Origin of the sequence: Nocardiopsis sp. CA-288880 (assembly GCF_050955985.1) — a bacterium.
Lineage (GTDB): Bacteria > Actinomycetota > Actinomycetes > Streptosporangiales > Streptosporangiaceae > Nocardiopsis > Nocardiopsis tropica.
This window is the reverse complement of the sequence record NZ_CP192105.1, coordinates 2,777,819-2,794,681: the sequence shown is the minus strand read 5'-3', so window position 1 is coordinate 2,794,681 and position 16,863 is coordinate 2,777,819. Positions and strand designations below refer to the sequence as shown.

At 72.3% G+C, this 16,863-nt stretch carries 16 protein-coding genes and 1 pseudogene; 9 read left to right on the top strand and 8 right to left on the bottom strand.

Going from position 1 to position 16,863, the window contains the following annotated elements:
* The first annotated feature begins 20 nt into the window (after positions 1-20).
* Positions 21-1,382 (top strand): MFS transporter, encoded by a 1,362-nt coding sequence (locus tag ACQPYD_RS11875; RefSeq protein ID WP_433701032.1) that lies wholly within the window; start codon positions 21-23, stop codon positions 1,380-1,382.
* A gap of 99 nt (positions 1,383-1,481) precedes the next feature.
* Here ACQPYD_RS11875 and ACQPYD_RS11870 read toward each other — a convergent pair whose 3' ends face one another.
* Positions 1,482-2,183 carry a MerR family transcriptional regulator gene (locus tag ACQPYD_RS11870; protein WP_433701031.1) on the bottom strand — a complete coding sequence of 234 codons (702 nt, stop codon included), beginning with the start codon at positions 2,181-2,183 and terminating at the stop codon, positions 1,482-1,484.
* Between the two features lie 146 nt (positions 2,184-2,329).
* Between ACQPYD_RS11870 and ACQPYD_RS11865 the strand changes: the two genes are divergently transcribed.
* The 3 genes from ACQPYD_RS11865 to ACQPYD_RS11855 are packed head-to-tail and all read left to right on the top strand — an operon-like array spanning position 2,330 to position 6,965.
* Positions 2,330-4,132 carry an ABC transporter ATP-binding protein gene (locus tag ACQPYD_RS11865; RefSeq protein WP_433701030.1) on the top strand — a complete coding sequence of 601 codons (1,803 nt, stop codon included), beginning with the start codon at positions 2,330-2,332 and terminating at the stop codon, positions 4,130-4,132.
* Entirely contained in the window at positions 4,129-5,871 is a 1,743-nt protein-coding gene (locus tag ACQPYD_RS11860; protein WP_433701029.1) for an ABC transporter ATP-binding protein, read from the top strand. Before ACQPYD_RS11865 ends, ACQPYD_RS11860 begins: the two co-directional genes overlap by 4 nt.
* A 26-nt stretch (positions 5,872-5,897) precedes the next feature.
* Complete coding sequence (locus ACQPYD_RS11855; protein ID WP_433701028.1) at positions 5,898-6,965, top strand: ABC transporter substrate-binding protein; 1,068 nt, start codon at positions 5,898-5,900, stop codon at positions 6,963-6,965.
* A 405-nt stretch (positions 6,966-7,370) separates the two neighbouring features.
* Here the strand turns inward: ACQPYD_RS11855 and ACQPYD_RS11850 are convergent, their stop codons facing one another.
* Positions 7,371-7,826 carry a MerR family transcriptional regulator gene (locus ACQPYD_RS11850; protein ID WP_433701027.1) on the bottom strand — a complete coding sequence of 152 codons (456 nt, stop codon included), beginning with the start codon at positions 7,824-7,826 and terminating at the stop codon, positions 7,371-7,373.
* Between the two features lie 99 nt (positions 7,827-7,925).
* Between ACQPYD_RS11850 and ACQPYD_RS11845 the strand changes: the two genes are divergently transcribed.
* On the top strand, positions 7,926-8,261 hold the full coding sequence (locus tag ACQPYD_RS11845) for an EthD domain-containing protein (protein ID WP_433701026.1): 336 nt from the start codon (positions 7,926-7,928) through the stop codon (positions 8,259-8,261).
* Between the two features lie 142 nt (positions 8,262-8,403).
* Here the strand turns inward: ACQPYD_RS11845 and ACQPYD_RS11840 are convergent.
* Together ACQPYD_RS11840 and ACQPYD_RS11835 are read right to left on the bottom strand one after the other, a co-directional pair.
* Positions 8,404-8,514 (bottom strand): annotated as a pseudogene (locus ACQPYD_RS11840) (IS5/IS1182 family transposase); the annotation flags it as partial.
* Between the two features lie 235 nt (positions 8,515-8,749).
* Positions 8,750-9,571 (bottom strand): SDR family NAD(P)-dependent oxidoreductase, encoded by an 822-nt coding sequence (locus ACQPYD_RS11835; protein ID WP_433701025.1) that lies wholly within the window; start codon positions 9,569-9,571, stop codon positions 8,750-8,752.
* Positions 9,572-9,684: 113 nt separating this feature from the next.
* On the opposite strand from ACQPYD_RS11835, the gene ACQPYD_RS11830 reads away from it, so the two are divergent.
* From ACQPYD_RS11830 to ACQPYD_RS11820, 3 genes are all read left to right on the top strand, one after another.
* Positions 9,685-10,293, top strand: coding sequence for a TetR/AcrR family transcriptional regulator (locus ACQPYD_RS11830; protein WP_433701024.1), 609 nt, complete (start codon positions 9,685-9,687; stop codon positions 10,291-10,293).
* A gap of 173 nt (positions 10,294-10,466) precedes the next feature.
* A complete protein-coding gene (locus ACQPYD_RS11825; protein ID WP_433701023.1) occupies positions 10,467-10,601 on the top strand; it encodes a hypothetical protein in 135 nt (44 codons plus the stop codon).
* A 311-nt stretch (positions 10,602-10,912) separates the two neighbouring features.
* Positions 10,913-11,086 (top strand): hypothetical protein, encoded by a 174-nt coding sequence (locus ACQPYD_RS11820; RefSeq protein WP_267949469.1) that lies wholly within the window; start codon positions 10,913-10,915, stop codon positions 11,084-11,086.
* A gap of 204 nt (positions 11,087-11,290) precedes the next feature.
* Here ACQPYD_RS11820 and ACQPYD_RS11815 read toward each other — a convergent pair whose 3' ends face one another.
* Positions 11,291-12,694 (bottom strand): GH1 family beta-glucosidase, encoded by a 1,404-nt coding sequence (locus tag ACQPYD_RS11815; protein WP_433701022.1) that lies wholly within the window; start codon positions 12,692-12,694, stop codon positions 11,291-11,293.
* Between the two features lie 401 nt (positions 12,695-13,095).
* Between ACQPYD_RS11815 and ACQPYD_RS11810 the strand changes: the two genes are divergently transcribed.
* Positions 13,096-13,863 (top strand): DUF1266 domain-containing protein, encoded by a 768-nt coding sequence (locus tag ACQPYD_RS11810; protein WP_433701021.1) that lies wholly within the window; start codon positions 13,096-13,098, stop codon positions 13,861-13,863.
* A 34-nt stretch (positions 13,864-13,897) separates the two neighbouring features.
* On the opposite strand, the gene ACQPYD_RS11805 is transcribed toward ACQPYD_RS11810, so the two are convergent.
* The 3 genes from ACQPYD_RS11805 to ACQPYD_RS11795 all read right to left on the bottom strand — a co-directional run bounded on the left by ACQPYD_RS11805 (position 13,898) and on the right by ACQPYD_RS11795 (position 16,763).
* A complete protein-coding gene (locus tag ACQPYD_RS11805) occupies positions 13,898-14,914 on the bottom strand; it encodes a methyltransferase (protein ID WP_433701020.1) in 1,017 nt (338 codons plus the stop codon).
* 12 nt (positions 14,915-14,926) lie between these two features.
* Complete coding sequence (locus tag ACQPYD_RS11800; protein WP_433701019.1) at positions 14,927-16,012, bottom strand: magnesium and cobalt transport protein CorA; 1,086 nt, start codon at positions 16,010-16,012, stop codon at positions 14,927-14,929.
* Between the two features lie 97 nt (positions 16,013-16,109).
* Complete coding sequence (locus ACQPYD_RS11795; RefSeq protein ID WP_433701018.1) at positions 16,110-16,763, bottom strand: alpha-ketoglutarate-dependent dioxygenase AlkB family protein; 654 nt, start codon at positions 16,761-16,763, stop codon at positions 16,110-16,112.
* Positions 16,764-16,863 lie beyond the last annotated feature (100 nt).

Genomic DNA, 16,863 nt, shown 5'->3' with positions numbered 1-16,863 from the left:
CCACTACCCACGGAGTCCGCATGAGCACTGTCACCCCCCGCGCAACGAGACCGAGAAGCCCCTGGTGGGTGGTGGTCGGCGGTGGCACCTCCAACGCCGTCGGCCCCCAGATGTACCTCGCCACCATCGGCCTGTTCGTGCTGCCGATCGTCGAGGAGACCGGCTTCAGCCGCACGACCGTGACCGGGGCGTTCTCGGTCGCGGCGGTCGGGATGGCGATCGGCCTGATCATCGTCGCGCAGCTCGTGGACCGCTTCGCCGCGCGCTACATCCTCGTGCCGGGGTTCGTGCTGTTCGCGGCCTCGATGGCGCTGGTCGGGCTGGTGCCGCCGGTCGAGTGGGTCTACTTCATCCCGTGCTTCTTCGTGGGGTTCTTCGGGGCCGGAACGGCGGTACCCGCCACCAGGGCGGTGGTGAGCTGGTTCGACAACAACCGCGCCCTCGCCGTCGGCGTGGTGACGGGCATCATCGGGCTGGGCTCGGCCCTGGCCCCGCTGCTGGCCGGAACGCTCATCGAGAACGTCGGATGGCGGATGACGTACGGCGTGATGGCGCTGATCTCGGTCCTGGTGTCGGTCACGATGGTCACCCTGTTCGTACGCGCCCGCGCGGAACGGCACGTCCGCGGACGACTCGTCCAGGAGATGCGGGTGGAGGGCCGCGACGTCAGCCTCCAGCTCCCCGGCCTGACGGTCCGCGAGGTGTTCCGCACCCGGCAGTTCTGGAGCATCGCTGTCGGGCTGGGCCTGGTCGGGGTCGTCGTCCACGGCCTCCAGGTCCACCTCGTGCCGATGATGACCGACCGCGGGCTGAGCGCCGAGCAGGCGGCCGCCCTGCTGGTCGTCTTCGGCCTCGCCTCGCTGGTGGGACGCGTGGCCGGCGGCTTCATCGTCGACCGCGTGCCCGGAACCGTCATCGGCCCGATCGTGATGATCGCCCCCATCGCGGGCATGTTCTTCCTGTACCCGCCGTTCGGCAGCGCCGCCGTCGCGGTCGCCTTCATCGGCATCGCCTTCGGCATCGAGGGCGATCTGCTCGCCCTGCTCATCAGCCGGTACCTGGGCACGCGCTACTTCGGCCGGATCCTGGGCGTGGTCCAGGCCGCGTTCCTCCTGGGGACCGCCTTCGGGCCGCTGCTCCTCGGGCTGGGCTACGACCTGCTGGGCTCCTACGACCCCGTCATCCCCGTCCTGATGGGCATCCTCGTCATCGGCGCGATCCTCATCGCGACCCTGGGCCGCTACGTCTACCCCCCGGTCACCGGCTTCGACCGGCTCGCCGCGCGCGACGAGCTCGCCGCCTCCGAGGTGCTGAGCGGCATCGCCGAGGGCAGCGACGCCCCCGGTTCCCCCGACAGGCCGAAGGCCGGGGCCCACGGCTGACCGTCCCGGGCCGGCACGCCGCAGGGCCACCACGGGCCCGCTCCGTCCGCCCGGGACAGGGGTCTTCCCCCTGTCCCGGGCGGACGGCCGTCACCGGTCCTACCGGGGGGATCCGGGATCTGGCAGGGCGGTCGCCTGCGGAGCGGGCGGGCCGACCTGTCGCCGGGCCGCCCGCTCCCGGTACCGCCGCTGCCGGCACGCGCGGGAGCAGTACCGCCGGCGTCGGCCGTGGGCCGGCTGGACAACGGGTTCGGCGCAGACCGCGCACAGGCCCGCCGCTCTGCCCCTTTCGTCACGCCGGAAGGCCTTTTCGTCATGGAGTCGGCGGCCCGGCGCCGGGCGTCGGACCGGACCCGGCGGGGCGGCGGCGCCCTCCGTCCCTCCCGCGTGGACACTCCCGCGCGGCGTGTGCCTCGCCAGTTCGCCGTCGAGGTGGGGGCACTCCGCGAGGATGTCGTCGTCCGGGCACTTGAGCAGGTGGAGCAGGTACGCGTGCGCACTCCGCAGTCGCCCGATCCTGTTTTCGATGTCCGCCGCCTGCTCGATGACGGCTCTCTGCCATTCCGCGTTCCCTGCCCCGTTGGTCACCACGGCCACCTGCTCCAGCGGCATAGCCCCCGTGACGCTGCACAGGTACGCGAGGCCGACGCGGCGCAGATCGGCCTCGGTGTAGACCCGGCGTCCGTTGACGCGCGGCGGTTCGGGGAGCACCCGTCGGGCCTCCCACCAGCGCAGTGTCGACGGCGCGAGTCCGTAGAGAGCCGCAGCCTCGCCGATGGGGATCCCGGATGCATTGCCCATGCCGTCCATTTGACATCACGCCGCCTTCAGGAATCAAGATTTAGGTTAGGCAAACCTCAGTGATTCTGGTTGGAAGGGGTGGGGCGTATGGGACGCGGAGTGGAGTCGACGAGTCACACGGCGGCGATCGCGGGGGGAGCGGAATCATGAGCACGGCCACCGGCTCCCGCACGGGACCCGCGACGGAGCCCCCCGAGGACGACGAACGGCAGCCCGGCCTCGCCGGACCCGGCGCCCTCGCACGACTGCTCGCGCCCGTCCGGTGGCGCCTGGTCGCCTGCGGCGCCCTGTCGGCGCTGTCCGCGGCGGCCGGGATCGTGCCCTACGTCGCCGCCGCGGAGATCGGGCGCCTCATGCTCGAAGCCCCGGAGGGAGGGGCCTCCACCGTCCGGACCTGGGTCGCGGTCGGGGCCGCCGGCGCAGCGCTGTGGCTGCTCCTGCTCGTGCAGTCCTCACGCCTGGGCCACTACGCGGACGCGAAGATCCTGCACACCCTGCGGGTGAGGATCGTACGCCGTCTGGGCACACTGCCGCTGGGGTGGTTCAGGACCCGGGGCTCGGGTGCGGTCAAGCGCGCGATGACCGGTGACCTGGAGGAGATGCACGAGGTCATCGCGCACGCGCTCGGGCAGCTGACCGGCGCGGTCACCGTGACCGCCGTCGGGGCGGCGTACCTGTTCGTGGTCGACGCGCCCCTGGCACTGGTCGTCCTCGGCGTCCTCGCCGTGACGGGTCTGTGCTACCGCGTCTCGATGCGGTCGATGACCGCCCACATGGACCGGCTGGTCGCGGCCGAGGGCCGCATCAGCGCCGCAGGCGTCGAGTACGCCGACGGCATCCAGGTCGTCAAGGCGTTCGGCACCGGGGGGCGCGTCCTGCGCCGGTTCGACGACGCCGTGGACGAGTACGCCCACGCTTTCGCGGCGTGGGTCGCCGAGGTGCGGTACAGCTCGGCCGCGACGCGGCTGTTCGGCTCGGAGATGGCCGTGCTGACCGTCGTGACAGCCGCAGGACTCGCCCTGCTCTCCCGGGGAGCGCTGACCGCGGCGGACCTCATCGCGTTCCTGATCGTCGCGGTCGGCCTGCCGACATCGATCATCCCCGCCGTGTCCGCCGCCCAAGGCGTGCGCAAGGGAAGGATGGGGGCGGCCCGCATCGAGCGGCTGCTGTCCCGGGCTCCTCTGCCCGAGCCCGGACACCCGAAGACGCCGCGCGCCTTCGGCGTCGAGTTCGACGGCGTGTCGTTCTCCTACGGCGGGGCGGCCGACGCGGTCGAGGGCTTCAGCGCCGTCTGCCCGCAGGGCCGGGTGACCGCGATCGTCGGGCCGTCGGGGGCGGGCAAGACGACGCTCACGAGCTTGCTGCCCCGTTTCTATGACGTGACCGGCGGTGCGATCCGGATCGGCGGCGTCGACGTCCGCGAGATCCCGTCCACCGAGTTGCTGAAGTCGATGTCCCTGGTGTTCCAGGACGTCGCCCTCCTGCGGGACAGCGTGGCCGAGAACATCCGGATCGGACGCCCCGGCGCCACCGACGCGGAGGTCCGCCGGGCAGCGGTCGCCGCCCACGTCCACGACGTGGTCGAGGGGCTCCCCGAGGGGTACGACACGCTGCTCGACGCGGCCGGAGGCGGTCTGTCCGGCGGTGAGCGCCAACGGCTGACCATTGCCCGGGCGATCCTCTCGGGGGCTCCGATCGTGGTCCTCGACGAGGCGACAGCCGCATTGGACCCGGACAGTGAGGCCGCGGTCCAGGACGCGCTGGCCGCTCTGGCGACCGACAGGACGGTGATCGTCGTCGCCCACCGCCTCACCACGATCGCGGGCGCGGACCAGGTGCTCGTCGTCGACCGCGGAAGGCTCGTGAAGCGGGGCCGCCACGACGAACTGCTCGCACTCGACGGTCTCTACGCCCGCATGTGGGCCGCTCAGGAAGGGGTACCCGCATGATCCGCCGCCTGTACAGGCTGTGGCCCGAACCACGGCTGCTGGGCCGCCTCTGGCTGCTCACCGCGGCGCGGTCCGTCCTCCAAGGCCTGCTCCTCGGCCTGCTCGTCCCCGTCCTGGCCGCGGTGGTCCGCCCCGAGCCGGATCTCGCCGCGGCCGCGCCCTGGCTCGTCGCCGGCGCCGTCGGCGCGGTCCTGTACGCGGTGCTGAGCGTCGTCGCCGACCCGGTTGGCTTCGCCGCGGCCGGCGCGCTCGCCGCCGGCCTGCGGAAGCGGTTGATGCGCCACGTGAGCACCCTGCCGCTCGGGTGGTTCACCGCCGAGAACAAGGCACGGATCGCGCGCGGGGTGACGGCCGACGCGGGTGACGCGGCCCAGCTGGCCGTCACGATCGGCGGTCCGGTGATCACCTCGACGCTGCTGCCCGCGACGGTCGTCGCCGTGGTGTTCGCGGTCGACTGGCGCGTCGGGCTGCTGCTCTGCGCGATCGCCCTGGTCTCCGTCCGGGCACTGCGACACGCCGCGCGGATCACGGCCGAGGCCGAGGTCGAGCTGGAGCGCGCCTCGGCCGAGGTCGCCGGCCGGGCGGTCGAGCTCGGACAGGCCCAGCCGGTCCTGCGCGCCGCAGGCCGAGCCGACGGCACTCCCCGGATGCACGCCGCGCTCGAGGACCACCGCGAAACCTACCGCGACGGCATGGACCGGGCACGGCGCCCGTTCTTCGTCTACACCGGCGTGATCGCGTGCGGCTTCGCCTCGGTCCTCGCCCTGGTCGCAGGGCTCATGCTGAGCGGGAGCCTCGGGGTCGCCCCGGCGATCGCCCTCCTGGTGCTGGCCATGCGCTTCCTGCAACCGCTCGGCAACCTCATCGACCTCATCGGCGCCTTGCGGGCGATGACGAACAAGGTCGCCCGTATCGAGGAGCTGCTCGCCGTCCCGGCGCTGCCTGCTCCGTCGGGCCCGGCGCGTCCGGTCGAGGGGGCCGCCGTCGAACTCTCCGACGTCACCTTCACGTACCCGAACGGTGAAGCCCCGGCGTTGCGCGGTGTGTCGATGCGCTGCCTGCCGGGCACCACCACCGCCCTGGTCGGGCCTTCGGGCTCCGGCAAGACGACCGTGACCCGGCTCATCGCCCGGTTCTTCGACGTCGACTCGGGGCACGTGCGGGTCGGAGGCGTCGACGTCCGCGACCTCGATCCGAGCGCTCTGCTCGACGAGATCGCCGTCGTCTTCCAGGACGTCTACCTGTTCGACGACACCATCGAGAACAACCTGCGCCTGGCCCGGCCGGAGGCGACCGGGGACGAGCTCGCGGAGGCGGCCGCGGCCGCACGGCTCGACGAGGTCGTCGAGCGCCTTCCCGACGGGTGGAGGACGCGGGTGGGAGAGGCAGGCGCGCGGCTGTCCGGGGGCGAGCGCCAACGCGTCGCGATCGCCCGGGCGGTTCTCAAACGGGCGCGCATCGTGCTCGTCGACGAGGCCGGTTCCGCGCTCGACCCCGAGAACGAGGCCGCGGTCGCCCGGGCGATCACCGACCTCGGCGCCGACCCCGACCGGACGGTCATCGTCATCGCCCACCGTCCCGCCACACTGGCGGCGGCCGACCAGGTGGTCTCGCTCCACGCCGGAGAGGTGGACGAGACCGGCTCCCCCGGGGAGCTGCGGCGGACCGGCGGGGCGTTCGCCCGCATCAGCAGCCAGTACGAGCGGGCACGGCACTGGCGCATCGCCGGCCACTCCTAGACAGGCCCCTGCCGAGAGGAGCCCTCATGGAACACCGTCCCCCGCCCCCCGTCCCCGCCGTCTCCCTCCCTCCCGGGCGGGAGAGGGCGGGCTACGCGCCGCCGCACCCATCACCGGGGGGACGTGCCCGCGCGGCGACGCTGGGCGCCGCGTTCACGGCCGCGGTCCTGTGGGCGACCGGATGCGCACCGGCGCCCGCCGGCGGTCCGGACGCCCCGGGGCCCACCGTGACGGTGCGGTCGGCGAACGGTGAGACCGACGTACCCGTGACGGACCGGGACATCTGGGCACTGGACGTGTTCACCGCGTTGAGCCTCCTGGCGGTCGGCGTCGTCCCGGAACACGCGGCGACCACCCACACGGGGCAGGAGATGCGCGAACGGATCGTCGAGGACGCGGGGGTGGAGCTCGTCGCGCCGCACAGGCCCGGGCTCGTCGCCGGCGCCGCGCCGTCCCTGATCGTGGGACTGGACCACCCCGAGCACCGCGCGCTGCTCGACCAGCTGGAGGTGATCGCCCCCGTCGTGCTCATCGAGGACGGGGCCGGGATCGACGAGCAGACCTCCTTGATCGGCGCGGTCACCGGACACGAGGACCGGGCAACCGAGGCTCTCGACCGCGTCGACTCCGCGGTCTCGGCGCTCGCGACACGGATCGGGGCCGCCGGCCACTCCGGGCGAACGGTGTCGGTGGTGCAGAGGTTCCCGACCGTCTTCTACGCCTACGACGACAGCACGCTGCTCGGCGTGATGCTGGCGCGCCTGGGACTCGACCGGCCGGAGGCGCAGTCCGGCACGTCCGAGTGGGGGTACGTCGAGGTCTCGGAGGAGAACCTGGACCAGCACGGAGCGGACGTCGTGCTCGGACTGGTCGACGACTCCCACGGCGAAGGGCTCTCCGCGCTCGACAGCCCGCTGCTCGGCACCTCCGGCGCGATCGCCGCAGAGGTCGAGTTCGCCGGATGGTACGTCACCGATGTCCTCAGCGTGTGGTGGATCCTCCACGACGTCGAGGCCGTCCTGATCCACGGGGCGCGGCCCGCGGCGCCCGACGACGCGCCGGCCCTCTGGTCGAACGCGGTCGGAACGGAATAGACCGGCAGCGTCCGTTCCGCCCGCCGGGCGGAACGGACGCACCCCTGTGGCATCCTCCACGAGCAGTGCCGCCGCACACGAGGGGGCCGCTCTGCCGTCACAGCCCGGTGGGGGTGCGACACCCGGTGCGGTGGGAGGGAGACGTGGAGGCTGACCGGCCGGAGAAGAGATGTCCGCAGGTTCGAACCCTGCCGGGTGTACCGCAAAACTTCAGGGCGACCGGGGTACGCGGAGTCGAAAAGGCGAGGCGCGAATCCCCGTCCGGGTCCTGAAATGCTCCGCGTGCGCTCCCCGGCGCAAGGTCCGGTACAGATGGGCAGGAACCTCGCCTCCTGACTCTCCCCGAACACGCTCTGAGCGACATCGTTCGTCAAGCGCCGGCCATCGCAGGGTGAAGAACCTTGCTCAGGACGCAGAGCGCACCCGAACCCGACCAAGGCCCTCGCTCTCCGAGGCATCGACCGCAATCAGCTCGCCTGGATCCGAATCGCAAGAACTCCGGAGCCCTGGTTGATGTGCAGCCGTGGCTTCAATGAGTCCGTCAAGCGCCGCCACGGCCGCCGACAGCTCCTTCACGGCGACACTCAACCGACCGCGCTCACGTTCCATTACCACTTGCGCGCGCTGAGCCACCAACCGTGAAGGAGAACGCTCCATGCATGGAATCAACTCGGCGATCGTTGCACTGGTGAGCTTGGCCGCGTAAAAGGTCTGGATCAGACGGACACGACGAACGTGATCCTCCTCGTAAAGACGCTGGCCACTCGGCGACCGGCGAACCTCGATGAGTCCTTGTTGCTCGTAGTACCGCAGCGACCGCCGACTGACCCCTGCTCGTTCTGCGACCTCACCGATCCGCATCGACTCTCCTCTTGACCATGACACTGATGTCACCGTTTAGCCTACCGGTGCGTCCACTACACCTCGGTTCCAGAAACCGACTCACCTCCAAGGTCCCTTATGATCAAGTTCGCTTTCCTCATCAACCGCCTACCCGGCATGACAGTCGAGGACTTCCAGCTCTACCACCGCGACAGGCATGCGCCCCTGTTCACTTCCATCCCCGAAACGGAACAGTACGTGCGCAAGTACGCCGTCTCGCATCCGATCACGGCCGATGGCTACCCGGATCCAGCCTACGACGGATTGACCGAAATCTGGTTCGATACTTGGGACGACCACGATTCCTTCTTCGCATCCGCGAACTACAAGACCAAAGTCAATCCCGACGAGTCGAAGTTCATCGACTTCTCCAACGTCGGCGTGATGGTCACCAACGAAACAGTCGTCAAGTAGCATTCAATCCTGACGCGCGTGGGATGCCGGTCAGCAAGACCCGGCATCCCGCGCGGCACAACTGACTGATCGAGGTTCGCCGAGGTTTCCGGACAGGAACCACACAACAAGTCGGTGCGTGATATAAAGCGAAGAGCTCATCTCATTCAATGAGTCGGCGATAGCAGATCAGCGTGCAAGCGATGCCGGCGAAGGCCAAGAAGTGCTCGGCCCTGCGCTCGTAGCGTCGGTGCAGGCGGTGACATCCGGCCAAGCTACCGAGAATCCAAATGAGATGAGCTCTTATTACCCCTGTGAGGGGTAGCACGGGAAAACAGTCGGCCGGTGCCGGCGAATCCCCATGTCAGTGACTCTGCTTCCGCGCCCTCGGGGATGGACCCGACAGGGACGGCCGCTACTCACAGCGCGACCCCTGCTCCCCGCACGCGGGGATGGACCCGACCGCCCGGTCGTCGTGTGACGATCCCCGGACGCGGCGCGGAACACGGTCAGCCCGGGGCCGTCCGGCTGAGGTGCTCCCAGGACCGGTACAGCTCCGTCCGCGCCCGGTCCATCTCCAGCACGTGGTCGAAGGACCGGCTGCCGACGACGAGCCGCCGGGGCGGGTCCGCCAGCGCGACCAGCTCCATGAGGACCGGAGCCGCGGTGTCCGGTTCCGGAGCGGCGGCGTCGCCCCACATCGCCTCCATCTCGGTGCGCAGAGGTTGGTACCGCGCCAGGGGTTGCGTGGTCGTGGCGCCGGCGGTGAACAGGCCGGTCTCGTAGCCGCCCATCTGCACAATGGTGACCTTGACGCCGAACCCCTCGACCTCCATCGCCAGCGCCTCGCTGACCGAGTCCAGCGCGGCCTTGCCCGCGCCGTAGAGGCCCACGGTGGCCATGCCGCCGCCGCTGCCCATCGAGGTGACCTGCAGGAGCCGTCCCCCGCCCCGGGCACGCAGGTGCGGCAGGACCGCCTGGGCCACCCACACGGCGCCGAAGAAGTTCACGTCCATGTGCGCCCGGATCTGCTCCTCCGTGGCCTCCTCCACCATGCCGTAGAGCATGGCGCCGGCGTTGTTGACGACCACGTCCAGACCGCCGAACGCGGCCGCCGCCCGCTCCACCCCCTCGAACACGCCCTGGCGATCGGCGACGTCCAACGCGAGCGGGACCAGGCGGTCGGGGTACTTCCCGACCAGCTCCTCCAGGGGCCCGACGTCGCGGGCGGCGGCCACCACCCGGTCGCCGCCGGCCAGGGCGGCCTCGGCGAAGGCTCTTCCCAGGCCGCGGGACGCCCCGGTGATGAGCCAGACTCGTGCGTCCGCCATGACACCTCTTTCTTTCAAAGGAAACGGTCCGTCTCGTTTTCTGTGAGTGTAGGACACTCCGCCCGACGCAGCAATACGGCCCGTCTCGTTTCTTTTTCGGATAGGCTGGGCGCATGTCCAACGCGAAGGGGCCGGACCACTCCCGGCGCAAGGAACGGTCCCGGCAGGCGATCCTCTCGGCCGCCCGCTCCCTGGTGGCGGAGCAGGCCTACGAGAAGGTCACGGTCGAAGCCATCGCCGCCCGCGCCGGCGTCGGGAAGCAGACGATCTACCGGCGGTGGCCGTCCAAGAGCGCGGTCGTCTTCGCCGCCGTCCTGGCCCTGAGCGAGGACGCGGACGGACAGTCCATCGCGCTGCCGGACACGGGCGACCTGGAGTCCGACCTCAAGCTGGTCATGCGGGCCACGGTGGAGGAGTTCGCCGACCCGTCCTTCGACAGGCTACTCCGCGCCCTCAACACCGAGATCGCCAACGATGTCGCGCTGGCGGCCGAGTACCGCGAGAAACTGGCCCGGCCGCTGGACGAGGCGAAGAAGGCGCGTCTGCGCAGCGCCCAGGAGGCCGGCCGGCTCGATCCCGACGCCGACCTCGACCTGGTCCTGGAGGTGCTCTACGCCCCCCTCTTCCAACGGTGGCTGCACCGCGGCGGCCCGCTGACCCCCGCGTACGCCGACGCACTCGTCGATGCGACCCTCAGAGCTTTCGGCCCGGCCGCACCCTGACCCCCGGGCGTCCGCCGTCGAGTGTTCCGGCGCGGGGCCACAGGCGGTGACGCCGGGTCCGGAACGCCTGTGACACAGGGACTTTCCACGCATTGGTGACCGGTTTCGGCGTTCGCCGGGCGGTCGGGCGGGAGCCTGCCTAGGCTCGCCCGGAACGATCCCGAGGAGCCACGATGTCCACCCCGGCGGACCACCGCATCCCCACGAACCCGTACCGCGACCCGGTCCCGGCCTCCGCGCCGGCCCTGTCCGGGCGGCGCGCCCGCCTGGACGCGCGGGGGGACGGGACGACCGTCCTCACCGACTGATGCCGCCGCCCGCCGGAACCGGGGTCCGGCCACACCCCCGGGGCGTGGCCGGTTCCGGCCAGTGCGCCGTGCCTGCGATGCCGTCCCCGCCCCGCCGCGCCGGTGGTATCACTGGGATTGCTCCCCGCGCACACCGGAACGCATCCCGGAGCGTGACAGGGCTGGGAACCCGGCCCGGGAAACAGTGGACCGCCCTGCCCCAGTGGCGCCGTTCCCGCTCGGTTGTACCCGGCCCCGGCCGTAGTGAGGGTTGACGCATGTCCATATGGTCCCGCGGTGACCGTACAGGAAGGGTCGAAGAGGCCCTGTTGATGTTGGAGGGACAGGGGATCATCGACGGGCTGGAGATCCTGCCCGCCGAGCCCAAGCCCTACCGGGTGCGTGTTCCGGCCGGCATCGTCCACATGGACGAGGACGAGGCGTCGATGTTCGCCCTGGGCGCCGTCGTGGGGGCGTTCGGCGGCGTCGCGCGCCAGCACGCCTGAGCACCGCCGCGCCCCGCCGTCCGCGGGGCGCGGCGGAAACCGTCCGCCGTGCCCGGTCCCCGTTCCGCCCCCTGCTCCCGCTGCCCCCGTCGGCCGGCTCACCCCGCTCGTCGCGCTCCGGGGGCGGTGCCCGCACGGTGCCGGGGCAGGGTCGCGTAGCCCGGGCCCGGTGGGCCGGGGACCGGGCTGCGGCCGGGCCGCCCCTTACGAGCCCTGCCGGACGGCCTCTCCGGCCCTGCGTGCCCGGTGGGAGGTCAGGAAGTCGCGGTACCAGTGGTAGCTGTCCTTGGGGTGGCGCTCCAGGCGTTCGTAGTCGACCCGGACCAGGCCGAAGCGCCGGTCGTAGCCGTAGGCCCACTCGAAGTTGTCCAGCAGCGACCACACGAAGTAGCCGCGCACGTCGACACCGGCCTCGATGGCCCGTGCCAGGGCCGCCAGGTGGTCCCGCAGGTAGTCGACGCGGCCGGTGTCGCGGACGCGCCCGGTCTCGTCGGGCCGGTCGTCCTCGGCCGAGCCGTTCTCGGTGATGAGGATGGGCGGCAGGTTCGGGTAGCGGCGGTCGAGGTCGATGAGCAGGTCGGCGAAGGTGTCGGGGAGCACCGGCCAGCCCATGGTGGTGTGCCGGACCCCCTCGAAGTCCACCTGCTCGGTCCGGATGTCCACGGCCGTGCGGGCGGAGATGTCGGCCTCGGCGTGCGGGGCGTCGCGGAGCATGATCGGCCGGTAGTAGTTGACGCCGAGGAAGTCCAGGGGCTGGGCGATGATCTCCAGGTCCCCGTCGGCGCGGTACGAGCCGTCGGCCATGCCGCCCCAGACCTCGTCCTCGTTGTCGGGGTAGGCGCCCTTGAAGATGGGGTCGAACCACACGCGGTTGTGGAGCGTGCGTGCGCGTTCCACGGCGGCGCGGTCGGCGTCGGAGTCCGACGCGGGCAGCAGGTGGTCGGGGTTGAGGGTGATGCCGACCTCGCCCGCCGCGGCGGCGCGCAGTTCTCCGGCGGCCATGCCGTGGGCGAGGAGGAGGTGGTGGGCCGCGGCGAGTGCGGGGGTCCCCTCGCGGGTGCCGGGGGCGTGCCGGCCGACGGCGTGGCCGACGAAGGCCGAGCAGAACGGCTCGTTGAGGGTGATCCAGCGGTTGACGCGGTCGCCGAGGCGGTCGGCGACGATGCGGGAGTACTCGGCGAAGCGGTGGGCGGTGTCGCGCACCCGCCAGCCGCCCTCGTCCTCCAGTGCCTGGGGCAGGTCCCAGTGGTAGAGGGTGAGGACGGGTTCGATCCCGGCGCCGAGGATGGTGTCGACGAGCCGGTCGTAGAAGGCGAGGCCCTCGGGGTTGGGGCGGCCCTTGCCCGTGGGCTGGACGCGCGGCCAGGCGACGGAGAACCGGTAGAGGTCCACTCCGAGGTCGGCCAGCAGGGCGACGTCCTCGCCGTAGCGGTGGTAGTGGTCGCAGGCGACGTCGCCCGTCTCGCCGCGCGCGACGCGTCCGGGGGTCCGGCAGTAGGTGTCCCAGATGGACGGTCCGCGTCCGCCTTCGTGGACTCCCCCCTCGACCTGGTAGGCGGCGGTGGCGGTACCGAACTGAAGGTGTGCGGGCAGTGTCGGGGCATCCATGGGGAGTCCTTTCTGGGAGCGCTCCCATCGTAGGTGATGTGACCCCTGACACCAAGACCTTCTCCGTCACACCGCGAACACCGGGAGTGCACGGAAACCACTCCTCCCCCACCTCTCCCCCCGCCCGGAGAAATCCGGAACCCGCGGCCTGCCGGAGGCGTCACACCACGCGGCGTGCACCACGGTCTCCGAACGCGCGACGGAAGGGACCGGGACATGGGCAGCAGCCGGACCGGCCACTCGCGGAACCGCGGGACCCCGGAGCCGGAGGAGGCACCGGACTCCGCCCGCTCCCGGACGGCGGCCCCCCGGTGCCCCGCCGCCCCGGAGCGGAGCACCGCCGGGGCCCGACGCGAGGCGGAGGGGATCCGCCGCCTCCTGAACCCCTGAGGAGGGGCGCCATGGGACTGTTCTCCAAACGGGCGAGGCTGCGGAGCGATCCCGCGGGGTTCTTCCGGGGGCCGCTGGCGCACGCCTTCGCCTCCGGGGCGCACATGCCGACGGCGGGGGGCGGGGTGTGGAACGCCGTCCACTCGTCGTGCTCCTGCTGCGACGCCGAGGACGAGCGGGCCAAGCTCCGGGACTCCTGGGGCATCACCGACTCCGCCGGGTGGGACGGCGCGCTGCGCCGCCTGACCGACGACCACCGCCCCGCCTCGGACGTGACGGTCCTGCTGGACCTGCGCAACCGGGCGATGGCCCGCGCTCCCGGGCACCCCTTCGACGCGGGCGTGTGGCCGGACCTGATCGCTCACTGGTGCCGGGTCCGCGGCGCCGCCCACCGGGTCTACGAGGAGATGGTCCTGGAGGCCGCCCGGATCTGGGAGTACGAGGAGCGCATGGCCGAGGACGGGGTCCTCCCCCGGGGCGTGCCGGTGCGGACCGTGCGCGCCTACGACTTCGGCCGGGCGGTCAACCTCGCCAGGTGGGGCGTCAACGCCGGGTACGCCGACGAGCGGGCCGCGCACGGGCACATCCTGCGGGCGGGTGCGCAGTCGATGCGCCACCACGGCTCGTGGCAGGAGATGTCGGCGGGTTTCGTGCTGGGGCGGGCGATGGCCTTCGACGAGGGCTCGTTCGGCCCCTACTACACGGACTCGGTGGCGGCGCACAAGGTCCTGACCGGTGATCCGGCGAGCCCGTGGCTCAACCTCCCCTGGCGGATGTGACGGGACGGGCGGGGGCGGACGGCCCGCCCCGCGGTCACGGCGGCGGGACGGGGCCGGCGACGAGGAGCCGCATCTCCAGCGGCAGGTCGAGGATCTCGCGCGTGGTGAGCCCGGCGGAGCGCAGCAGTTCCTCGTAGCCGCGCTCGGTCCGCTCGGCCCCCGGGGTCATCACCATCATGTGCACGTCCAGGACCAGCGACAGCCAGGGACGGCCCTCGTCGGGCAGGATGCGTTCGGCGACGAGCACCCTGCCGCCGGGTGCCATGGACCGGCGGCAGTGGCGGAGCAGACCGCGCGCGTCCTCGTCGGACCAGTTGTGCAGCACCCGGCTGAGCAGGTAGACGTCGGCGCCGCCGGGAACCCCTTCCCGGAAGTCGGCCTCGACCAGGTCGCACCGTCCGGCGTCCGCGAACGCCCCGAGGCGCTCGCGGGCCGCGGCGAGCGCGGCCGGGCGCTCCACCAGGACGCCGTGCGCGCCGGGGGCGGCGGCCAGGACCGCGGCGAGGAGCTCGCCGTCCCCTCCCCCGAGGTCGACGACCGTGCGCGCCCCGCCGAAGTCGTACACGTCGGGGATGTGCGTGGAGAACCGGCCGCCCGCGGCCATGCCCGCGGTGTAGAGCGCCGCCTCCCGGGGGCGCCCCTCCAGGTACGAGAAGACGTCGGTGCCGTGGGCCTCGCCGAAGGCGGTCCGTCCCGTGCGGACGGCGTCGGCCAGGTGCTCCCACGAGTCGCCGAACATGTCGCTGTCGTAGAGCAGGGCGAGTTCGGCCATCCCGGAGGGGTGGCCCCGGCGCAGGTGGGAGCCGACCCGGGTGGGCTCGTGGCGGCCGTCGCGCTCGCGGACCACTCCCACGGCGGCCAGCAGCCGCAGCAGGCGGCCCAGCCGGTCCGGGTGCAGCCCGAGCCCCTCGGCCAGGGAGCCGGTGTCGGCCGGGCCCTCGCCGAGGCGGTCCAGGATCCCCAGCTCGACGGCGGTGGCGACCGCCCTGGACACCCACGCCCCCGTCATCAGCCGGATCACCTCGCGTTCGGCGGATTCCCCGTCGCGCACCGTGTTCCCTCCTCACAGCCAGCCGTTGCGTCGGAACACAACGTAGAGGGTGAGGCTGGAGAGCGCCATCAGAAGGAGGGACAGGGGCCAGCTGAACATCCACTCGAACCCGGGCCTGGGCGGGATGTTCATGCCGTACGCGGAGGCGATGAGGGTGGGCACCACCAGGATGCCGCCCCAGGACGAGACCTTCTTCATGGCCTCGTTCTGGGCCTGGTCGATGAGGGCGCTGTTGACGGACATGATGTTCTGGAGGATCTGGCGGAACCCCTCGGCGTGCTCGCGCACGGCGCTGACGTGGTCGGCGACGTCGCGGAGGAGGTTGTGCAGCGTGCCCCGGGCCTCGGCGGGGGTGTGGGGCGGTCCCGGATCGGCCTCCTCGGGGCGCTCCAGGAGCGCCATGAGGTCGGTCATGACGACGTCGAGCGGGTCGACCGCGCGGTGCAGGACGATGACCTGGCGGGCGAGCCGGTAGGTGCGGCGCGAGGCCTCCGGGGCGCCGTCGAGGACCTGGGTCTCGACCTCGTCGATGTCGTCCTGGATGTCGAAGACGACGGGCGCGTAGGCGTCCACGACCCGGTCGAGCACCGCGAGGACGACGGCCAGGGAACCGTGGGCGAGGACCCGCGGCTCGGCCTCCAGGCGGTCCCGGACGGCCTCGACGTCCACCTGCCCCCGGTGGCGGATGGTGATGACGAAGCCGCGGCCCCCGAAGAGGTGGAGCTCGCCGACCCGGACGGCCTCCCGGTCACGGTCGTAGTGCGCCGGTCGCAGCACGAGGAACAGGACGTCGCCGTAGGTCTCGACCTTGGGCCGCTGGTGGGCGACGACGGCGTCCTCCAGGGCGAGCCTGGGCAGGGAGAAGTGCCGGGCGGTGTCGGTGAGCTGGTCCTGGTCGGGCTCCTCCATGCTGATCCAGGCCATGAGCCCGCTGTCGCGGGCGAGGGCCCGGCGGGCCTCCTCGACGGAGTCGGCCTCGCGCTCCCGGCGCCCGTCGCGGTAGAGGACGGCGCGGACGGTCCCGGGAGAGTCCCGGGCCGGCAGCCGGGCGGCCTCGTGGCCCAGGGCCATCACGCGTTCGGGCGAGGAGTCGTGCATGGGCTTCCCTCCCGGGCGGTGGGTACTGTGCCCGATCCTGGCGGGGCGCGGGGGCCGGGGCGCGCCGACACGCCACGCCCGGGCGAACCGGGAGCGGTCAGCCCTCCAGGCCGGAGGCGCGGACGGTGATGTTGAGCCGTCCGACCAGCCCGAGGGAGGGCGGGGCGGTCCCCGGCCGGGTGCGCGGAACGCCGTGGTAGGCCATGCGGGAGGGGCCGCCGAAGACGAAGAGGTCGCCGCTGCGCAGTTCGACGTCGGTGTAGGGGCGGGTGCGGGTCTCGGTGTTGCCGAAGCGGAAGACGCAGGTGTCGCCGAGGCTGAGGGAGACGACGGGTTCGCGGGAGAGCTCGTCCCTGTCCTGGTGCATGCCCATGCGGGCGTCGGCGTCGTAGAAGTTGACCAGTGCCACGTCGTAGGGGTCGGCGCCGGGCCCGGGCGGGGCGCCGTAGGCGGCCCCGACCGCGCGGGCGGCCAGGTCGGCGAGGACCGCCGGGAAGGGCTGGACGGGGGTGCCGTCGGGGAGGGCGCGGGAGTAGGAGTAGGGCTGCCAGTGCCATCCGAGCCCGACCATTTGAACGCTCATCACCCCTCCGCGGGGCATCGGGTGCCGGCGCATCCCGGCGGGGCCGCGGGCCCAGTCGCGGCAGCGGCGGACCAGGTCGGCCTGGGCCTCCCCGTCCAGCCATCCGGGCAGGTGCACGGCGCCGGGGGCCACCTCCACCGGCGGGGAGCCGAACAACGCGTCGCTCATACCCCCATCGTCCCCGCGTGGGGCCCCGACGCCAACCGCGGCTCCCGGGGAGGGTTCCGCGGGGAGGCCGAACGCCGCGCGGGGCCGGGCCCGATCCGGC

What these genes read in the sequence shown, in the direction of transcription:
- ACQPYD_RS11835 (WP_433701025.1), bottom strand. Translation starts at nt 9,571, where the DNA reads ATGGCGGACGCACGAGTCTGGCTCATCACCGGGGCGTCCCGCGGCCTG.
- ACQPYD_RS11830 (WP_433701024.1), top strand. Translation starts at nt 9,685, where the DNA reads ATGTCCAACGCGAAGGGGCCGGACCACTCCCGGCGCAAGGAACGGTCC.
- ACQPYD_RS11820 (WP_267949469.1), top strand. Translation starts at nt 10,913, where the DNA reads ATGTTGGAGGGACAGGGGATCATCGACGGGCTGGAGATCCTGCCCGCC.
- ACQPYD_RS11850 (WP_433701027.1), bottom strand. Translation starts at nt 7,826, where the DNA reads ATGCGGATCGGTGAGGTCGCAGAACGAGCAGGGGTCAGTCGGCGGTCG.
- ACQPYD_RS11815 (WP_433701022.1), bottom strand. Translation starts at nt 12,694, where the DNA reads ATGGATGCCCCGACACTGCCCGCACACCTTCAGTTCGGTACCGCCACC.
- ACQPYD_RS11800 (WP_433701019.1), bottom strand. Translation starts at nt 16,012, where the DNA reads ATGCACGACTCCTCGCCCGAACGCGTGATGGCCCTGGGCCACGAGGCC.
- ACQPYD_RS11825 (WP_433701023.1), top strand. Translation starts at nt 10,467, where the DNA reads ATGTCCACCCCGGCGGACCACCGCATCCCCACGAACCCGTACCGCGAC.
- ACQPYD_RS11870 (WP_433701031.1), bottom strand. Translation starts at nt 2,183, where the DNA reads ATGGGCAATGCATCCGGGATCCCCATCGGCGAGGCTGCGGCTCTCTAC.
- ACQPYD_RS11875 (WP_433701032.1), top strand. Translation starts at nt 21, where the DNA reads ATGAGCACTGTCACCCCCCGCGCAACGAGACCGAGAAGCCCCTGGTGG.
- ACQPYD_RS11860 (WP_433701029.1), top strand. Translation starts at nt 4,129, where the DNA reads ATGATCCGCCGCCTGTACAGGCTGTGGCCCGAACCACGGCTGCTGGGC.
- ACQPYD_RS11865 (WP_433701030.1), top strand. Translation starts at nt 2,330, where the DNA reads ATGAGCACGGCCACCGGCTCCCGCACGGGACCCGCGACGGAGCCCCCC.
- ACQPYD_RS11855 (WP_433701028.1), top strand. Translation starts at nt 5,898, where the DNA reads ATGGAACACCGTCCCCCGCCCCCCGTCCCCGCCGTCTCCCTCCCTCCC.
- ACQPYD_RS11795 (WP_433701018.1), bottom strand. Translation starts at nt 16,763, where the DNA reads ATGAGCGACGCGTTGTTCGGCTCCCCGCCGGTGGAGGTGGCCCCCGGC.
- ACQPYD_RS11845 (WP_433701026.1), top strand. Translation starts at nt 7,926, where the DNA reads ATGATCAAGTTCGCTTTCCTCATCAACCGCCTACCCGGCATGACAGTC.
- ACQPYD_RS11810 (WP_433701021.1), top strand. Translation starts at nt 13,096, where the DNA reads ATGGGACTGTTCTCCAAACGGGCGAGGCTGCGGAGCGATCCCGCGGGG.